The sequence below is a fragment of the Herbaspirillum sp. genome (assembly GCF_035644555.1).
Lineage (GTDB): Bacteria > Pseudomonadota > Gammaproteobacteria > Burkholderiales > Burkholderiaceae_D > Herbaspirillum.
Window position 1 is genome coordinate 1 of sequence record NZ_DASQOH010000074.1, and the last position, 18,448, is coordinate 18,448.

Sequence of the window (18,448 nt, forward strand, 5' to 3'; positions counted from 1 at the left end):
ATCAGCGCCGAATCCACCGCGGTGAGCACGCGATAGGTATCTTCCGAGAAGTCCGCGTGTCCCGGGGTGTCGAGCAGGTTGACGATCTTGCCCTCGTACGGGAACTGCATCACCGACGAGGTCACCGAGATGCCGCGCTCCTTCTCCAGCGCCATCCAGTCGGACGTCGCATGCCGCGCCGCCTTGCGCCCCTTCACCGAGCCGGCCATCTGGATCGCACCGCCGAACAGCAGCAGCTTTTCGGTCAGCGTGGTCTTGCCGGCGTCAGGGTGGGAAATGATGCCGAAGGTACGGCGGCGCTTCACTTCGCGCGCGATCAGGTCGGACGAGACCTTGCGGCCACCGCTGGAGACGTCCGAAGCGTCGGAGGCGTCGTCGGCAGCGCTGCTGGTGACGTCGGGGAGTGCGTTGCTGGGTTCTTGCATGGCGGGTCGCCTGTTTGGAAAGCTCTGGAGAACCCGAGATTATAACTGAAGCGGCCCGCGCGCCCGCATGTTTGCCGGATGGCAAGCTCTGCCGGGGCGGGCCGTCGCGAGGAGGGTGTGGTAACGGTCTTCAGGAGCGTTCGTCACGGCGCTCTTCGCGCCGAGGATGTTGGTCGCGTTGCTGCTCCCGCTGCTGTTGCTGGCGCGCCTGCTGCTGAACCTGCTGGCGTTGCCCCTGTTCCTGGTGCTGGCGGGCCTGTTCCCGCGCCTGTTCCATCTGGCGTTGTTGACCGTGCTGCTGGTTCAGCATCTGCTGCTGGCGCATCTGCTGCTCACGCTGTTGCTGCTGCAATTGGTGTTGCTGCATCTGTTGCTGGCGCTGCAGCTGCTGTTGCGTCTCCTGCTGGCGCATCTGCTGCTCGCGCTGTTGCTGCTGTAATTGACGTTGCTGCATCTGTTGCTGGTGCTGCAGTTGCTGCTGCGTTTCCTGTTGCCGCTGCTGCCACTGCCGTTCCTGTGCCTGCTGCTGCTGGCGTTGCTCCTGGGCTTGCTGTTCCCGCTGGTACTGCTGCTGGCGGATCATCTGCTCACGCTGGCGTTGCTGTTCATTGGCCTGCTGCTCGCGCTGATGCTGCTGCTCCACCGCCTGGCGCTGGCGCAGTTGGTCCTGCTGCGCCAGCCGCTGCGGGACATTGTCGGCCACCGGCAGCGGGCGCGGCTGGGCGCCCGGCATCGGGTGATCGCGCCATGATGGTGCGGCCTGGGCCTGAGCTTGTCCCGGACCGGGCGGCGGAGTCAGGGCGGGTGCCGGTTGGCGGGCGTAACGGCCACCACCGCCATAGCGCGCATCGTGATGCCACACTACCGGCCGCTGGTTGATCGTCACGTTGTTGACCACCCTGGTGTTGTTGACGTTGGTGACATTGGTGACGTTATTGATGCGGGTCTGGCTCACCATCACCTGCCGTTGTCGCCAGTCCGGACGGGCATCACCGAACACTGCGTTCATCACGCCAATGCCGGCGCCAAAGCTGATGCTGGCCGAAAAGCCCGACGCGTAGCTGGGCGGACGGTAGCGTGGCGGTGGCGCCCACATTACCGGCGGCGCCGACGGCCACCACCAGTCGCCATAGACCACCACCGGGTTGTAATAAGGCACATAGACCACCTGCGGATTGACCGGGACGATCTCGATCACGTCTTCCTGCACCACGACGCGCTGCTGTGGGCTGGATTCCAGCGTGCCGGCGATGCGTGCACGTTCGCGCAGGTTCTGTACCGTGTCCATCACCGAGGCCTGCTGACCGAGGAAGGCCTGGCCCAATTGCTGGGTCCAGTCCAGCCGGTCATTGAGCATCACCAGCACCGAGGGAAACTGCACCAGCGCCTTCACGCTCGGGTCCCACGGCATCGGCGCCACGGCGCGGGCCAGTCCCTCGCCCTGCAGGCCCGGGCGTGCTTCCACGAAGCGCTGCGCCTGCACCACTTCCAACGGATAGGTCGCCGCCATCAGCACCTGGGCCAGCAGCGAATCGGGATACAGCGCCACCGGCGCCAGCATCTGATCCAGCTGCTGCTGGGTATACAGGGGCGGGGTAGGCGGGACGGCGGGGTAGGCGCTCTGCGCCTGCACCGGCATTCCCGATACCAGCGAAAACACCAGGCAGGCGGCCCAGGCCAGGGTAGTCTTGTTCACGTCGTTCTCCTTGCCGAATTGCGCGCGAAGGAAGAGGAAAGAAAAATTATTCGGCTTCCGACGCATTAAGGTGAATCTATGTTCTGCCAGCCGGGTGCCGCCAGGTGTAACCGAAGTGCAAGCGATGTTTCAGTGGACGCGCTCTGCCTTACCCCGGTTGCCGTCCGGAAAGCCTTGCGCAAGGGCGGGGCGGCTGTGGCATCATGAACGGCCACGGAACGAATCTCATCAATGGAATCGATCAGTCGGGCGCTTTTCCTGCCTCGTGCAGATCAATCGCCGGCACCGCCACGCCGTCGATTCCGGCGCAGTGGCAGCGCGCGCAGCGCTGTCATCGCACCGCAGGAGGGGAAACGTTCTAAACTGTTTTTCGCGGCAGGACACCAGGCAATTTTTTACGACAACAAGCCATCAAGCAAGGACCGACCATGAGCCATCACCTGATCTGGCGGCGCGATGATTTCCTCATCGACACCGATCCCGACCGGCTGGACATCCCCCTCATCCACGACGTATTGACGCAATCGAGCTGGTCTCCCGGCATCGACCTGAACACCGTGCGCACCGCCATCGCCAACAGCCTGTGCTTCGGCCTGTATCGCGGCAAGCAGCAGATCGGCTTCGCCCGCGTGGTGACCGACCACGCCACCTTCGGTTACCTGTGCGACGTCTTCGTCATCAGCGACCTGCGCCGCCAGGGCCTGGGCCGCTGGATGATCGAATCGGTGAACCAGCACCCGACCCTGCAGAGGCTGCGGCGGGTCATGCTGACCACCTCCACTGCACCCTGGCTGTATGCCAGCTGCGGCTTCGAGGCCATCAACCGCGGCGACTTCGTCTGGCACATCTCGCGGCCGGACATTTACCGCCAGGCCAACACGCAATAGAGGCATCGCCGACGGAGCGCCGCGCTCCGTCGGTGATGGCGTCTTCTCCACTGCTTTCTCTCCAGCTCCTTCTTCCTTATTCTTCAGCACCGGGCTGCCGCTGGTCATGTGGCCGCCGCCGGTGTCCGTCTGCCTTGCGCTGCGCTTGTGCCTGCCGTCTTTTGATCATTCGATCCGTCGTCCTGAGTGCCTGACAGCCCTGTTTGCTGCCCCTGGCAAATGTAAAGACGCGCCTAAATGAACGAAATTTCCTGACGGAATTTGCCAGACAGCATAAAATTTGTCTCAAATACGAACCATTATCATTCGTATTTATATAAATGAAACTGACAAATTTTTCTTCGATCAGGATAACTTTGATGTCACCCTCCCGCTTTGCCTCCACCGGCCCTTCGCCGGACTTCCATCCCTGTTTGCGCCCCTTGTGCCGTGCCATGCTGATGGCCGGCATGGCCGGCTTTGCCAGCTGTGCGCAGGCCCAGCAGACAAGCGCCGATGCGGGCAGCGCGCTGCCCCAGGTGACGATCTCGGCCCCGCAGGCCGAGCAGCCGCCCACCGAAGGCAGCGACAGCTACACCGTCAAGCGCAGTCGTTCCTCCACCAGGTTCTCGCTATCGCCACGCCAGACCCCGCAGTCGGTCTCGGTGGTCACCCGCGCCAAAATGGAAGACTTCCATCTCACCAGCATCAATGATGTCTTCGCCATGACGCCCGGGGTGACGGTCGACCGGGTGGAAACCGATCGCACCTACTACACCTCGCGCGGCTTCGACATCACCAACTTCATGTTCGATGGCATCGGCATCCCCATGACCTATGGCCTGATGTATGGCGATACCGAGATGGCCATGTTCGACCGGGTCGAGATCGTGCGTGGCGCCAACGGCCTGACCACTTCCACCGGCGACCCCTCGGCCACCATCAACTTCATCCGCAAGCGTCCCACTACCGACTTTCAGGCCTCGGCCGCAGTGAGCTATGGTTCCTGGGACACGCGCCGGCTGGAGGCAGACGTCTCCGGTGCCATCAATCAGGCCGGGACGGTGGCCGCGCGGGTGGTCGCCAGCCACCAGGAGGGCAATTCCTACCTCGACCGCTATCGCCCCATCCGCGACCTGTTCTATGGCGTGGTGGAAGCCAATCTGAGCAGCAGCACCCTGCTGACCCTGGGCTACAGCTACCAGAAGGTACAAGGCAGGGGCGCCATGTGGGGCGCCTTGCCGCTGACCTATACCGATGGCAGTGCCACCGATTACGGCACCCACGCCAGCACCTCGGCGGACTGGTCGCGCATGAACACCGAACAGCAACGGGTCTTCGCCGAATTGCACCAGGATCTGTCCGGCGGCTGGCAGTGGAAGAGCACGGTGGGCTACAACGAGATGCGCACCGATTCGGCGCTGTTCTACGTCTATGGCACGCCCGACAAGAGCACCGGGGGCGGACTGTATGCGTATCCCAGCCTGTATGCAGGCGTCAACTGGCAGTCCTACCTGGACAGCAATCTCAGCGGCAAATACAGCTTGCTGGGACGCGAGCACGAATTCAACGTGGGCGTCAATGTCTCCAACTCCCGCGTATTCGACGTCAGCCACTACGGTCGCGGCATCGGCACCGAACTGTTCGGGCAACAAGCCTTCGACGGCAGCTTCGCGCTCCCGGTGTTCGACGCCGGCACCGACGGCAGCCGCTACACCGACCGCCGCAAAAGCGTCTACGGTGCCACCCGCCTGAACCTGGGCGAGCGCGTCAAACTGATGCTGGGCGCCAACTACACCCAGGCCGATGCCTCCGGCTACGCCTATGGCGAACCGCATGCGCTGGCGCAATCGGCGCTATCGCCTTACGTCGGCTTGACGGTGGATCTGAATGAACATTTTTCGGTGTATGGCAACTACACCAAGATCTTCAATCCCCAGACCAAGACCGACGCCAGCGGTGCCGTGCTCGCCGCCGCCCGCGGGCGTTCACATGAACTGGGTGTGAAGGGGGAATTCGCCGACGGCAAGCTCAACACCTCGCTGGCCGTGTTCCAGGTCGACCAGAGCAACGTGGCTGAGCAAGCCGGGACGATTGGCGCCCGGGCCTACTACCGTGGCATCAATGCGCGTTCCGAGGGCATCGAATACGAAGTGGCCGGCGAACTGAGCCGCGACTGGCAGGTCGGCGCCGGCGTGGTCTGGCAGCGTATCACCGGCGACGAAGGCAAGCAGGTGCGCCAGTACGTCCCGCGCCGCCAGCTGCGCCTGTCCACCACCTACCGCCTGCCGCAGCTGGAAAAGGCCAAGGTCGGCGCCAGCCTGAACTACCAGAGCAAGAGCAGCTACGACAGCAGCAATGCCGCCTATCAGGGCGGTTATTCGGTGCTCAACCTGATGGCCAGCTATGACATCAGCAAGCAGCTGAACCTGTCGGCCAGCCTGAACAATGTGCTCAACAAGAAGTACCTGACCACGGTGTACTGGAGCCAGTCGTACTATGCCGCGCCGATCAACGGGTCGGTGAGTTTGCGCTGGAAGTATTAAGGTGCAGGGCGGGGCGCGGTCGGCCTGGCGTCAGGCCAGCCGACATGCCGTCCCCGATGGCGGCCGTAGCCTCTGACTGCCGGCATTGCATTGCGGAAGCAGAAGAGGGGGAATGCGGAGGGGGGTATGGCCTGCCCTGAGGGACTCGAACCCCCGACCTATGGCTTAGAAGGCCATTGCTCTATCCAGTTGAGCTAAGGGCAGATCGGCGTGGCTGGGAGAATGGCTTCGCATTTCACCAGCGATCCGGAAAAAGAAAACGGGCTGTAAAAACAGCCCGTTTTTCAAGTGTGGTCGGAGTACAAGGATTCGAACCTTGGACCCCCTGGTCCCAAACCAGGTGCGCTACCGGGCTGCGCTACACTCCGAGAAGCGAGATAATAGCAGCATTCATTGCAAATGGTCAACCAGGATGCGATTCATGCGGCAGAAGGGCATGACACCGCCACTCCATCCTTGGCCTCGGCCGCATTCTGCAGCCTGATTTCCACCAGCAGCTTCTTGATTTCCGGGACGCACGAGCCACAGTTGCCGCCGGCCTTCAGGCAGGCGGTGACCTGCGCCACCTCGCTCAGACCCTGCGTGCGGATGGCGTTGCAGAGAGTGTTGCGGCCCACGCCAAAGCAGGAGCAGACGGTGGGGCCGGTGTCGGCGCCTTTTTCGATGGGCTGGCCCACCAGCAGGCCGACACGGTCGGCTTCTTCCAGCTTGTCCTTGGCGAACAGGCCGGCCAGCCAGGAGCGCGAGGGCAGGTCGGGGCGGGCGGACATGAACAGGCACATGTCGATGCGGTCATCCACCACATGCACGGCACGATAGCTGCCGTCGCTCAGGTCTTCATATTCCAGCCAGTCGGCGTCGTCGTCGCGCACGCCCAGCAGGCTGCGCGCCCAGGCGGTGTGGTCGCTGATCTGGTTGCGGCCCGCCAGCTCATAGCGCAGGAAGTCGCGGCCCTGCACGCGGGTCCAGTGGGTGATGTCGTCCAGTGCCAGCGCATGGCGGGTAAGGATGAAGCCGTGCCAGCCGACGCGGAATTCTTCGATGGCTACCGGCGTGTGCTTGAACTCGGGCTCGCCCGAGACCGGATCGACTACCGGGTTGACCACCGCGCCCACGCGGGCGTCCGAGGCTGACTGGCTGTTCCAGTGGATAGGCACGAAGACCGCGCCACGCGGGATGCCGCCGCCATGCTGCACCCGTGCCACCATGGCGCCCCAGCGGCTGCTGATACGCGCCAGGCCGCCTTCGCGCACGCCGTACAGCAGCGCATCCTGCGGATGGATGTCGATGAAGGATTCGGCGATGTGGCTGGCCAGGGTGGCCGATTTGCCGGTGCGCGTCATGGTGTGCCAGTGGTCGCGCACGCGGCCGGTGTTGAGGATCAGCGGGTAGTCTTCGCAGGCGGCATGCAGCGGGCTGCGCGGCGCGGTCGGTACAAAACGCGCACGGCCGTCGGCGGTGCTGAAACGGTAGTCCTGCAGCACCCGTGCCGTGCCGGCCACGCTGCCATCGGACAGGCGCTGCACCGGCCACTGGATCGGTGCCAGGGTGTCGTAACTGCTGCGGTCCAGGCCGGTCAGGCCGGCCAGGTTGAAGACGCGGCGCACTTTGCCCGGTTCGGTCTCAGCATGGGCCTCGCCATTGCGATAAGCCGACAGGCGGGCGTGTTCGTCGAAGATGGCATGCGGGCCGTCAAAGTCGAAACCGTCAAAGCCCATGCGCTGCGCCACCTCGCACAGGGTGCGCCAGTCACCACGGGCTTCGCCGGGGGCGCTCAGGAAGGCGCGCTGGCGCGAGATGCGGCGTTCGGAATTGGTGACCGTGCCATCCTTCTCGCCCCAGGCCAGGGCCGGCAGCAGCAGATGGGCGTAGGCATTGGTATCGGTCTGGGTGACCACGTCCGAGGCCACCACCAGTTCGCATTTCTGCAGGGCGCGTTGCACCAGGTCGGCGTCGGGCAGGCTGACCATGGGGTTGGTGGCCATGATCCACACCGCCTTGATGCGGCCGTCCTCGATGGCGCGGAACATGTCCACCGCCTTCAGACCGGGTTTGTCGGCGATGCGCGGGGATTGCCAGAAGTCTTGCACGATCTCGCGGTGCAGCGGCTGCTCCAGGTCCATGTGGGCCGCCAGCATGTTGGCCAGGCCGCCGACTTCGCGGCCGCCCATGGCGTTGGGCTGGCCGGTGATGGAAAACGGTCCCATGCCGGGCTTGCCGATGCGGCCGGTGGCGAGGTGGCAGTTGATGATGCTGTTGACCTTGTCGGTGCCGGCGGAGGACTGGTTCACGCCCATCGAGAAACCGGTGACGACTTTTTCAGTGTCGGCAAAGGCCTGGTAGAAGGCCAGCAGGTCCTGCAGGTCCACCTTGCAGATGCGCGCCACCGTGGCGGGATCGGCGCAGTCGGCGTCGGCCACCGCCAGGGCGTCGTCGAAGCCGTTGGTGTGGGCGCTGATGAAGGCGTTGTCGCGCAGGCCGCGATGGGCCAGGTAGCTCATCAGGCCGTTGAACAGCCAGACATCGGTGCCGGCCTTGATCGGCAGGTGCAGGTCGGCCAGCTCGCAGGTGGCGGTGCGGCGCGGATCGATGACGATCAGGCGCATCGCGGGGCGGGTTTCCTTCAGGCGGGCGATGCGCTGGAACAGGATGGGGTGGCACCAGGCGGCGTTCGATCCCACCAGCACCACCAGGTCCGCCAGTTCCAGGTCTTCGTAGCAGATCGGCACCAGGTCTTCGCCGAAGGCGCGCTTGTGGCCGGCCACGGCCGACGACATGCACAGGCGCGAATTGGTGTCGATGTTGGCGCTGCCGATGTAGCCCTTCATGAGCTTGTTTGCGATGTAGTAGTCCTCGGTCAGCAACTGCCCGGAGACATACAGGGCCACCGCATCCGGCCCGTGTTCGGCGACGATGGCGGCGAACTTGCCGGCGACTTCGTCCAGGGCATCGTCCCAGGACACCTGCTCCAGTTCGCCCCGGGCGTTGCGGCGCTGCGGGTGCAACAGGCGGCCATCGAGATCGACGGTCTCGCCCAGGGCCGAGCCCTTCACGCACAGACGGCCCAGGTTGGCGGGGTGCTGTTCGTCGCCCTTGATGCCCAGGCTGCCGTCCTCTTTCAGCGATGCCGTCACGCCGCAGCCCACGCCGCAATAGGGGCAGGTGGTGCGGGTGGTCGTCACGGCCAGGGCGAGCGGGGTCTGGGAGAGATTCATGAAGTTTCCTTTGGAGCTAGGCGGCTTGCTGGCACATGGCCTGGCCGAAGGGCAGTACGCGGCGGAAGGCGCTGATGTCGCGGCCACTCTGGATCAGGTCGAAGTACCACGGTCCGTCCTTGACGTCGCCATACAGCACCGCGCCCACCAGGCGCGTACCGCGCAACACCAGCCGCTTGTAGATGCCGCGACGCGGGTCGCGCACCACCAGGTCTTCGGTATCCTCGCCGCCGATGAAGTCACCGGCCGAATACAGGTCCACCCCCGTCACCTTGAGCTTGGTGGCGGTGGCCTGCTGCACGTAGCGGCGATGGCCGGCGCCGGCCAGGTGCGCACCGCAGACGCGGGCCTGGTCCCAGATCGGCGCCACCAGGCCGAAGGTGGCCTTGCGGTGCTGCACGCATTCGCCCACGGCATAGACGCGCGGGTCGTAGGTCTGCAGGGTGTCGTCGACGATGATGGCACGTTCGCAGTGCAGGCCGGCAGCCTTGGCCAGGGCGATATTGGGGCGCACGCCGGCGGTCATCACCACCAGGTCGGCCGGGATGCTGCTGCCATCCTTGAAGCGCAGCGCGGTCACGCGATCCGGGCCGACGATTTCCTCGGTATGGGCATTGAGCAGGAAGCGCAGGCCACGGTCTTCCAGCGCCTTCTTGAGCAGGGCGGCGGCGGGCTTGTCCAGTTGCTGGTTCATCAGGGCGTCGGTGACGTGCACCACGGTCACCTCCATGCCCTGGCGCATCAGGCCATTGGCCGCTTCCAGCCCCAGCAGGCCACCGCCGATGACCACCGCATGCCGGTGGGTGCGGGCCGCTTCCAGCATGGTATCGACGTCCTGGATGTCGCGGAAGGCGATCACGCCCGGCAATTGATGGCCCGGCACCGGGATGATGAAGGGCGTGGAGCCGGTGGCCAGCAGCAGGCGGTCGTACTTCACTGCCCGGCCGGAGCGTGCATGCACGGTGCGCTGGCGGCGGTCGATGTGGATCACCGGGTCGCCCGCGTGCAGGGTGATGCCATGCTCGTCGTACCAGGCGCGGGGGTTGAGCATGATGTCATCGATGCTCTTGTCCCCGGCCAGCACCGGCGAGAGCATGATGCGGTTGTAGTTGCCGTGCGGCTCGGCGCCGAAGACGGTGATGTCGTACAGGTCCGGCGCCAGCTTGAGCAGTTCTTCCACGGTGCGCATGCCGGCCATGCCATTGCCGATGACCACCAGCGATGGTTTGGCTTCGCGTTTGTCGGCCCCGGTCTCCATCTCAGGCCCCGATCCAGACCTTGCCCTGCTCGATGCGCGCCGGCCAGGCGGGTACCGAGTGGGCGGGTTCTTCCAGGCATTCGCCGGTGGTCAGGTCGAAGTGATGCTTGTAGATCGGCGAGGCCACCACGATGCGTTCGCCCAGGTTGCCCACCAGGCCGCGCGAGAGCACGGCGGCGTCGGCGTTGGGGTCGTAGTTGCCGATGGCGAAGACGCGTGCCTGCGCCTGGCCTGCGCTATGGTCGATGACGTGGAAGATCGCCACCTGCTGGTCGCCGATCAGGGCGGCCACGCCGGTGTTGGGGACGATCTCGGCCAGGTCGCAGATTGGGGTCCAGTGCTGGATTTGTTGGTCGCTGTGCATACGGTGCTCCTGATGGTTGTACGGCGGGTGCGTCTTCGGGTGCGTCTTCGATATGCGGCGTTGCCGCTACTCAGAACGAACGGTTCTTTGTCCGGTGACGCCCGTTCGGACTGAGTAGTCGCGCAGCGACGTATCGAAGGCGCGACTAAGGCCGGATATCACACGGTCTCGACGACGACGGGGATGTCGAGCAACTTCTTTTCCGCTACGGTGGCGGGGCGGATCTGGCCGCGTTCCTCCACAAACCTGATATTGCCGTCGGCAGCCTTGCTGTTGACGAAGTGGCGGAAACGCTTGCGCGTTTCCGGATCGGTGACGGCCTTCTTCCATTCGCATTCGTAGGTGTCGACCACGTGCTGCATCTCGCTTTCCAGTTCGGCGGCGATGCCCAGCTTGTCGTCGATGACCACACTCTTGAGGTAGTCCAGGCCACCTTCCAGGTTTTCGCGCCAGGTGCTGGTGCGTTGCAGGCGGTCGGCGGTGCGCACGTAGAACATCAGGAAGCGATCCACATAACGGACCAGGGTCGCTTCGTCCAGATCGGAGGCGATCAGTTCGGCATGGCGCGGCTTCATGCCGCCATTGCCGCAGACGTAGAGGTTCCAGCCCTTGTCGGTGGCGATGATGCCCACGTCCTTGCCCTGCGCCTCGGCACATTCGCGGGTGCAGCCGGAGACGCCGAACTTGATCTTGTGCGGCGAGCGCAAGCCCTTGTAGCGGTTTTCCAGGCGCACCGCGAAGCCCACACTGTCGCCCACGCCATAGCGGCACCAGGTCGAGCCCACGCAGGATTTGACGGTGCGCAGCGACTTGCCGTAGGCGTGGCCGGTCTCGAAGCCGGCGGCGATCAGCTCTTCCCAGATATCGGGCAACTGGTCCACGCGGGCGCCGAACAGGTCCACCCGCTGGCCGCCGGTGATCTTGGTGTACAGACCGTATTTCTTGGCGATCTGGCCGACCGCGATCAGGCCGTCGGGAGTGACTTCGCCACCGGCCATGCGCGGCACCACCGAGTAGGTGCCATCCTTCTGGATGTTGCCCAGGAAGTAGTCGTTGGAATCCTGCAGGCTGGCATGCTCCTTCTTGAGCACGAAGTCGTTCCACAGCGAGGCCAGCACATTGGCCACCATGGGCTTGCAGACGTCGCAACCGAGGCCGCGACCGTGCTTGGCCAGCAGCTCGTCGAAGCTCCTGATCTGGCCCACGCGCACCAGATGGTGGATTTCCTGGCGCGAATAGGGGAAGTGCTCGCAGACATGGTTATTGACCGCCATCCCCTGTTTCTTCATTTCCGCCTTCATGACCTGGGTCACCAATGGCACGCAACCGCCGCAGGCCGTCCCTGCCTTGGTGCAAGCCTTCAGATCACCGATATTGGTCACGCCAGAAGCGACAGCGGCGCACAGCTGGCCCTTGGAGACATTGTTGCAGGAGCAGATCTGCGCCGAATCCGGCAGCGCATCCACGCCCAGGCCGGGCTTGGCCTTGCCGTCGGACTGCGGCAGGATCAGGAATTCCGGCGCCTCCGGCAGTTCGATCTTGTTCAGCATCATCTGCAACAGCGTGCCGTATTCGGCGGCGTCGCCCACCATCACCGCACCCAGCAAGTGCTTGCCGGATTCGGAGACCACGATCTTCTTGTAGATCTGGCGGCGCTCATCGGTGAACTGGTAGGAGCGGCTGCCGGCTTCCTTGCCGTGGGCGTCGCCAATGCTGGCCACGTCCACGCCCATGAGCTTGAGCTTGGTGCTCATGTCGGCGCCGTTGAATTGCGGCACTTCGATGGCGTCATCGCGGTGCGACAGCAGGTGCTTGGCGGCGGTGCGGGCCATGTCGTAGCCCGGCGCGACCAGGCCGAAGATCTTGCCGTTCCACAGCGCGCATTCGCCGATGGCGTAGACCGCCGGGTCGGAGGTCAGGCAGCAGTTGTCGATCACGATGCCTCCACGGTCGCCCACCTTCAGGCCGGCACTGCGCGCCAGTTCATCACGCGGGCGGATGCCGGCGGAGAAGACGATCATGTCGGTTTCCAGGTGCGAGCCATCCTCGAAGTTCATGCGATGGGTGTGCTGCTTGCCGTCGACGATTTCCACCGTGTTCTTTTGCGTATGGGCGGTCACGCCCAGTTCCTCGATCTTCTGGCGCAGCACGCGGCCGCCGCTTTCGTCCACCTGCACCGCCATCAGGCGCGGGGCGAACTCGACCACATGGGTTTCCAGCTTGAGGTCGCGCAGGGCCTTGGCACATTCCAGGCCCAGCAGGCCGCCGCCGATGACCACGCCCGACCTGGAACGGCTGCCGCATTCCAGCATCGCTTCCAGATCTTCAATGGTGCGGTAGACGAAGCAGTCCTTGCGCTGGTTGCCCGCCACCGTCGGCACGAAGGGATAGGAGCCGGTGGCCAGCACCAGCTTGTCATAGGACAGGGTTTCTTCCACGCCGGCCACGTTGACCAGCACCTGCTTGCGCTCCAGGTCGATCTGCTGGGCCTTGGCGTTGAGCTTGAGGTCGAACTGCACGGCGCTGCGGCCGGCATCGAAGAAGCCCGGCGCCACCAGCGACAGGTCCTCTGCGCTCTTGCCGGCGAAGAATTCGGAGAGGTGCACGCGGTCGTAGGCCGGGCGCGGTTCTTCACACAGGATGGTGACCTGCAGTTCGCCCGCGCCGCTCTCGGCCAGGCTTTCCAGGAACTTGTGGCCGACCATGCCGTGGCCGATGACGATGATCTTCATGGGTTGTCTCCTCAGGCTGCAACTTTGCTGTCGGCCAGGACGGCTTCGCCGTTCTTGTCCGAGGCAGTGAAACGGATGGCCACGGCGCACAGTGCCGAGACGGTCACCAGCACGCCCAGCGCCGACAGGGTCTGCTGGGTATTGCCCAGGCCCTTCATCAGGAAGCCCGCCAGCACCGCGCCCACGTTGCCGCCGGCGCCGATGATGCCGGCCACGCCGCCCAGGGCCTTGCGGTCGATGAAGGGCACCAGCGCGTAGGTGGCGCCGCAGGCCATGTGGGTGAACAGGCCGAAGCACAGCATGGCGAAGATGGCCGCCGCGACGCTACCGGCATGGGCGAACCACAGCAGGCCCAGGCCTTCGCCCAGCATCATCACGAACAGCAGGGTGGCGCGGCGGTTCAGGCCGCCCGCGAGGGCGACCTTGTCCGAGATGAAGCCACCCAGGGCGCGGGCGAACAGCGCCAGCAGGCCGAAGCTGGCGGCGGCGATGCCGGCCGACTCCAGCGACAGCTGGAAGTGCTCCACATAGTAGATGGCGGCGATGTTGTGGATGAAGATTTCCACGCCGAAGCAGGCGCCGTAGGTGATGAAGAGCATCCACACGCGGTAGTTGGCGGCGGCAGCGCGGAAGCTCGCCCAGCCACCGCGCTTGCCGCTTTCGATGGTCACGCCGGCCGCGCGCAGCTCGTCATAGTTGCCTTCCGGGCAGTCTTGCGTGAAGCGCCAGTAGAGCGCCGCCATGATCAGCATCAGCACGCCCGGCACCAGCAGCGCCACACGCCAGCCCCAGGCCTGGGACACGCCCAGCATCAGCACGGCCGCCATCAGCAACGGCATCACACCCTGTGCCACGCCACCGCCGGCATTGCCCCAGCCGGCCGTGGCCGCGTTGGCGGTACCGACCACATTGGGGGCGAACATCACCGAGGTGTGGTACTGGGTGATCACGAAGCTGGCACCGACCGCACCGATCAGCAGGCGGAAGAACAGGAAGCTCTCGTAGCTCTGCGCAAAGGCCACGCCGATCACCGGCACGGCACCGGCCAGCAGCAGGCCGGTATAGGTCTTGCGCGGGCCGAAGCGATCGCACATGGGGCCGATGACCAGGCGCACCAGGATGGTCACGGCCACGGCGGCGATATTGATGTTGGCGATCTGGCCGGGCGTGAGGTGGAATTCACCCTTGATCACCGGCATCAGCGGCGCGCAGGCGAACCAGGCGAAGAAGCAGACGAAGAAAGCCATCCAGGTCAGGTGGAAGGCGCGCATCTGCGGCGTGCGCAGGGAGAACAGCTCGATACGATTGGATTTGCTCATCTCGGGTCCTGTAAAAACAAAAAGGCGCCCGCTGGAACCAAGCGCAGGGCTCGGTTCTAGCGGACGCCATTGTCCGTGTGTCTTGCAGATCCATCGTTAGATCGGCATCGAATTGGGGGATCGTCCTTGATCCTGGCTCCTTATGAGCAAAGGTCGTGCCAGACTATGGGAATCGGGCGGGGCGCCCATACGGTGCGGGTTTGCGGCGGGAAGAAGAGTAGCAGCGCGCCACCGTTGAGCTGGCAGCCGGCCCTGATTTATATCATTGCGTGATGTATTGCAGTGCAGGCTGCGCGTTCGTGGTGCAGTGCATCGGGAGGGTGCAGGGCATCAAGGCGGTGCACCGGGAGCTTGCCGCCCGGACATGGCCGGTGTTCAGCGCGGCTGGAAGGCGATGATGCCCATGCCGGCCAGCGCTACCGCCACGCCCGCGCAATCCCAGGCCGAGGGCCGGATACCGTCTACCGCCCACAGCCAGACCATGGCCACGGCGATGTACACCCCGCCATAGGCCGCATACACGCGCCCGGAAGCGGCGTCGTGCAAGGTCAGCAGCCAGGCGAACAGCGCCAGGCTGAGCGCGGCCGGCAGCAGCAGCCAGGCCGAGCGGTCCTGCTTGAGCCACAGATAGGGCAGGTAGCAGCCGACGATTTCGGCCACGGCGGTGCAGAGGTAGAGCAGCAGGGTCTTCATGGCCGGCTGGATTCAGTCTTCTTCACGGGCGGTGATGTCGGCCCGTTCATCGTCGCTCTTGCGCAGCCACTGACGGTGCAGGAACTGCTCCAGCGGCCGGCCCACCACGAACAGCAGCAGGATCAGCCCGGTGGCCATCAGGGCCACGCGCCACCAGCCAGCGCCGCAGACGATGCCCACCGCCGCCGTCACCCAGATCGAGGCCGCCGTGGTCAGTCCCCGGACTTTCTCGGTCCGCTGTTCATGGATGATGACGCCGGCGCCCAGGAAGCCGATGCCGGTGATCACGCCCTGGATGGCGCGGCTGACGGCGTCACGATAATGGTCGTCGGCACTGAAGGAGAAATCCATCGCCGCCATCGTCACCAGCGCCGAGCCCAGGGCCACCAGACCCAGCGTCTTCATGCCGGTGGGCTTGCCGCGCAGGTTGCGGTCGATGCCGATGATGCAGCCGATCAGCATGGCAAAGCAGAGACGGTAGAAGACTTCGTAGTGGTCGGTCATGGCACGGTCGGGGCGGCTAGGGAAGCTTGCAGGACGTATGGAATCAGTCCGCCATTGTACCCTCGCCCCTTGCTGATTCCCGCGGTCAGCGTCGGGCGGACGTGCATAAAAAAGCCCCGTCAGGATCGACGGGGCAAATCAGGCATGGCGGGAAGGAACGGAGGCTACGCCATGCCGCGCTCAAACGTGTAAGTTGGCCCAGCTCGGCTGGCCGACCGGCAATGATTGTCGGAACCGATCAGGAACCGGAGCCGCCAGCGCCCGCACCCGACCCGCCAGCGCCACCTGTGCCGCCAGCGCCGCCACCCGGGCCGCCATTACCACCAGGGGAAGTGCCCAGGGGACCATCCTTCATCTGGGTCGCATTCGGGTTGTTACCCGAACGGGACTTGGTGCTGCTCTTGTCGGACTTGTTGTGGTTGCGCATGGTCTTGCTCTTGCTGGAGGAACTGCCCGCATCGGAGGCACCGCTGCTGCCGCTACCCGGGGTGGTCTGCGCGCCGGTGGCACCGGTGGCGCCGGAGCCGGCCGAACCGGAACCCGAGCCGGCAGCGCCGCCCGAGGTCTGCGCCATGGCGCCGGTGCTGAAGGCGGCAACGATCAGGGCAGTGCCGAGGAATTTAAGAGTCGGTTTGGATGACATGCGTATCTCCTTGAGTTTTGGGGGCGGCCTGCTGTCGCGAGCCGTTGAAGCCATACTAGGCTTCGCTCCCGTTTCCCACAGTCGGACGTCACTTCATACGTTTGTCGGTGCTTTCGTACCGGGATGACGGTGACTGTTGTTGAGTTGGTCAGGTCTGCGCAACCTGTGCGCATCATGTCGTTTCTCTACTGCCGCGCTGTGTCGTTCGGGCAGCAGTCAGTTCTTGCGCTGGCCGACATCGTCTTCGGCCGGTGCGCCCGGCGTCAGGTATTGCGGCGCGTGGCGCTGATCCTGGCCGGCACGGCGCTGGCCGTCGGCACGCGGGACGGCGCGCTGCGGCCGCTTCCGCGCCTCGTCCCGGGCGTGACCGCTGGGCGGCACCTGGGTGGCAGGATTGCCGGTGGCGGCGCGGTTGTCGCCGGTCGGGCCGGGCTGGTCGAAAGGGCGCGAAGCCTGGACCTGCGCCAGGGCCGGCGCGGCCTGCAGGGCCAGGGCCAGCGCGGCTGCGCCGACGCAGGCTACGGTACGACGGAAGGGGAGAGTGATCATGGCATGTGCTCCTGATGAAGTGGATCGAGAGGGAGTAGCTAGGCTCTTCGATCATATGAGCGCCGGGAAGCGTCGGCAGTCGGCGCAGCGGCGATTCGGGCGTCAGCGTAATCCCGCAGCGCGCTGCCCCACATCGTCAGGGCAGGGTCTGCCGCAGTTCACTGGGGCTCAGCCCGTAATGCTGACGAAAGCGGATCGCAAAGCGCGAGGCCGAATCGTAGCCGCAGGAGGCGGCGATGTCGGCAATCGGCAGGGATGAGGCCTGCAGTTGTTCCAGCGCCTGGCCCAGCTGCACCTTGTCCAGCAGTTCGCGAAAACCGGTCTGCTCGCGTGCCAGGCGGCGCCGCAGCGTCGACACGCTGCAGTGGAAGGCATCGGCCACCCGCTCCAGGCTGCGCTGCTCCGGGGCCAGCATCAGCAGATGCTGTTCGATGCGCTGGCTGATCGCGTCGCCCCGTTCACGCAAGAGACCACCCACCACCCCGCGCAGACTGAGCGCCAGCAACAGGCCTTCGGCGGCCTGGCACTGCAGGTCAGCGGCCGCGTCATCGCGGATGCAGTCGAGCAGGTAGCGCCAGGCGCGCAGGATGTCCGCATCCTGCTGCACGCTGACCAAGGCCGTGGCTTCGCTGCTGCGTACGCCCTGGCCGGGATAATGCAGGCGGAAGCGCTCGAGCAGGGATGACGGCAGCGAGACCATGTCGGCCGCGTATTCGCCGGCCCGGGGCAGGTTGGCCACGTTCATCTGCATGCCGGGGGCGATCAGCAGCAATACATCCTGACCGCATTGCAGATGGCGGCTGCCCCATTGCACCCGCTTGCGCCCCTGCCGCACGTGGCAGATGCTGGCCAGTCCGATGAAGACCTGACGCAGCTTCTGCTCCTGGCGGGCGCGGATGCGGGTCAGGGTCGGTGCGGGACCATGTGCGAAGGGCAGGATGGTGAGATCGTTTTGCATGCGGGGATGGGGGTGAAATCAGCGTCGGAGTCAGCGTCCGTAGTGTGCGGTCAGTCGGGCCTGGCCGAGCACCGAGGCATTGAGCATGAAGCCGAGCATAGCACCGCTGGCTTGTGCGTCCAGTGGCAACTTGTCGGTTTTCAAGGCCCAGACCACGAATTGATAACGGTGCGGCTTGTCGCCTTCCGGCGGGCAGGCACCGCCAAAGCTGCTGCTGCCGAAGTCGGTGCGGCCCTGGATGGCGCCGGCCGGCAAGCCTCGGCCCTCGGCCGTGATCCCGCCCGGCAGGCTGGTCACCGAGGCAGGGATGTTGAATACCGTCCAGTGCCACCAGCCACTGCCCGTGGGTGCATCGGGATCGTAGACCGTGACGGCAAAGCTCCTGGTGCCGGCTGGCGCGCCCGACCAGGACAATTGCGGCGAACGGTTCAGGCCGCTGCAGCCGAAGCCCTGGAAGACCTGGGCCTTGCTCAGGGTCTGGCCTTCCTGGATGTCCTTGCTGGTCACGCTGAAGTCGGCCGCCTGGGCCGACAGTGCGGAAAGCGTCAGGGCTGCGCTGGTGGCCAGGGTAGCGGCCAGGTGTTTGGGATGGTTCATGCAGGTGCTCCACAGGGGTTCAAGAGCGCTCATCGTAGAGCCCGCACCCGTCGCCGATGGTGCAGAAAACGTCAGGCGCGGTG

At 65.0% G+C, this 18,448-nt stretch carries 15 protein-coding genes and 2 tRNA genes; 2 read left to right on the forward strand and 15 right to left on the reverse strand.

The annotated features are described in order from the left end of the window. Together VE092_RS20845 and VE092_RS20850 are read right to left on the reverse strand one after the other, a co-directional pair. The coding region (locus VE092_RS20845; protein ID WP_324879860.1) for a GTP-binding protein at positions 1 to 425 on the reverse strand (425 nt) is incomplete at its 3' end. Positions 426 to 555: 130 nt separating this feature from the next. Further along, on the reverse strand, positions 556 to 2,121 hold the full coding sequence (locus VE092_RS20850; protein WP_324879861.1) for a DUF3300 domain-containing protein: 1,566 nt from the start codon (positions 2,119 to 2,121) through the stop codon (positions 556 to 558). Positions 2,122 to 2,549: 428 nt separating this feature from the next. Here VE092_RS20850 and VE092_RS20855 point away from each other — a divergent pair, with 428 nt between their 5' ends. Both VE092_RS20855 and VE092_RS20860 read left to right on the forward strand, forming a co-directional pair. Beyond that, positions 2,550 to 3,008 (forward strand): GNAT family N-acetyltransferase, encoded by a 459-nt coding sequence (locus tag VE092_RS20855; RefSeq protein WP_324879862.1) that lies wholly within the window; start codon positions 2,550 to 2,552, stop codon positions 3,006 to 3,008. Between the two features lie 359 nt (positions 3,009 to 3,367). Then, complete coding sequence (locus tag VE092_RS20860; protein WP_324879863.1) at positions 3,368 to 5,533, forward strand: TonB-dependent siderophore receptor; 2,166 nt, start codon at positions 3,368 to 3,370, stop codon at positions 5,531 to 5,533. 127 nt (positions 5,534 to 5,660) lie between these two features. Here VE092_RS20860 and VE092_RS20865 read toward each other — a convergent pair. From VE092_RS20865 to VE092_RS20925, 13 genes are all read right to left on the reverse strand, one after another. Then, a tRNA-Arg gene (locus VE092_RS20865) sits at positions 5,661 to 5,737 on the reverse strand. A gap of 87 nt (positions 5,738 to 5,824) precedes the next feature. Beyond that, positions 5,825 to 5,901: transfer RNA gene (locus tag VE092_RS20870), tRNA-Pro, on the reverse strand. A 51-nt stretch (positions 5,902 to 5,952) separates the two neighbouring features. Then, positions 5,953 to 8,748 (reverse strand): molybdopterin-dependent oxidoreductase, encoded by a 2,796-nt coding sequence (locus tag VE092_RS20875; protein WP_324879864.1) that lies wholly within the window; start codon positions 8,746 to 8,748, stop codon positions 5,953 to 5,955. Positions 8,749 to 8,764: 16 nt separating this feature from the next. Continuing rightward, on the reverse strand, positions 8,765 to 10,006 hold the full coding sequence (locus VE092_RS20880) for an NAD(P)/FAD-dependent oxidoreductase (protein ID WP_324879865.1): 1,242 nt from the start codon (positions 10,004 to 10,006) through the stop codon (positions 8,765 to 8,767). 1 nt (position 10,007) lies between these two features. Further along, a complete protein-coding gene (nirD, locus tag VE092_RS20885) occupies positions 10,008 to 10,370 on the reverse strand; it encodes a nitrite reductase small subunit NirD (protein WP_077235202.1) in 363 nt (120 codons plus the stop codon). Positions 10,371 to 10,528: 158 nt separating this feature from the next. Beyond that, a complete protein-coding gene (gene nirB, locus VE092_RS20890; RefSeq protein WP_324879866.1) occupies positions 10,529 to 13,102 on the reverse strand; it encodes a nitrite reductase large subunit NirB in 2,574 nt (857 codons plus the stop codon). An 11-nt stretch (positions 13,103 to 13,113) separates the two neighbouring features. Then, on the reverse strand, positions 13,114 to 14,421 hold the full coding sequence (locus VE092_RS20895) for an MFS transporter (protein WP_324879867.1): 1,308 nt from the start codon (positions 14,419 to 14,421) through the stop codon (positions 13,114 to 13,116). Between the two features lie 375 nt (positions 14,422 to 14,796). Beyond that, a complete protein-coding gene (locus VE092_RS20900) occupies positions 14,797 to 15,114 on the reverse strand; it encodes a YnfA family protein (protein WP_102661970.1) in 318 nt (105 codons plus the stop codon). Between the two features lie 12 nt (positions 15,115 to 15,126). Then, positions 15,127 to 15,618 (reverse strand): MgtC/SapB family protein, encoded by a 492-nt coding sequence (locus tag VE092_RS20905; RefSeq protein WP_324879868.1) that lies wholly within the window; start codon positions 15,616 to 15,618, stop codon positions 15,127 to 15,129. Between the two features lie 238 nt (positions 15,619 to 15,856). Beyond that, positions 15,857 to 16,261, reverse strand: a complete 405-nt coding sequence (locus VE092_RS20910) for a hypothetical protein (protein ID WP_324879869.1) — start codon at positions 16,259 to 16,261, stop codon at positions 15,857 to 15,859. 216 nt (positions 16,262 to 16,477) lie between these two features. Continuing rightward, the gene (locus VE092_RS20915; protein ID WP_324879870.1) at positions 16,478 to 16,810 is read right to left on the reverse strand and encodes a hypothetical protein; all 333 of its coding nucleotides are present in this window, start codon (positions 16,808 to 16,810) and stop codon (positions 16,478 to 16,480) included. 136 nt (positions 16,811 to 16,946) lie between these two features. Continuing rightward, positions 16,947 to 17,768, reverse strand: coding sequence for a helix-turn-helix transcriptional regulator (locus VE092_RS20920; RefSeq protein WP_324879871.1), 822 nt, complete (start codon positions 17,766 to 17,768; stop codon positions 16,947 to 16,949). A 30-nt stretch (positions 17,769 to 17,798) separates the two neighbouring features. Further along, positions 17,799 to 18,365, reverse strand: a complete 567-nt coding sequence (locus VE092_RS20925; protein ID WP_324879872.1) for a kinase inhibitor — start codon at positions 18,363 to 18,365, stop codon at positions 17,799 to 17,801. Positions 18,366 to 18,448 lie beyond the last annotated feature (83 nt).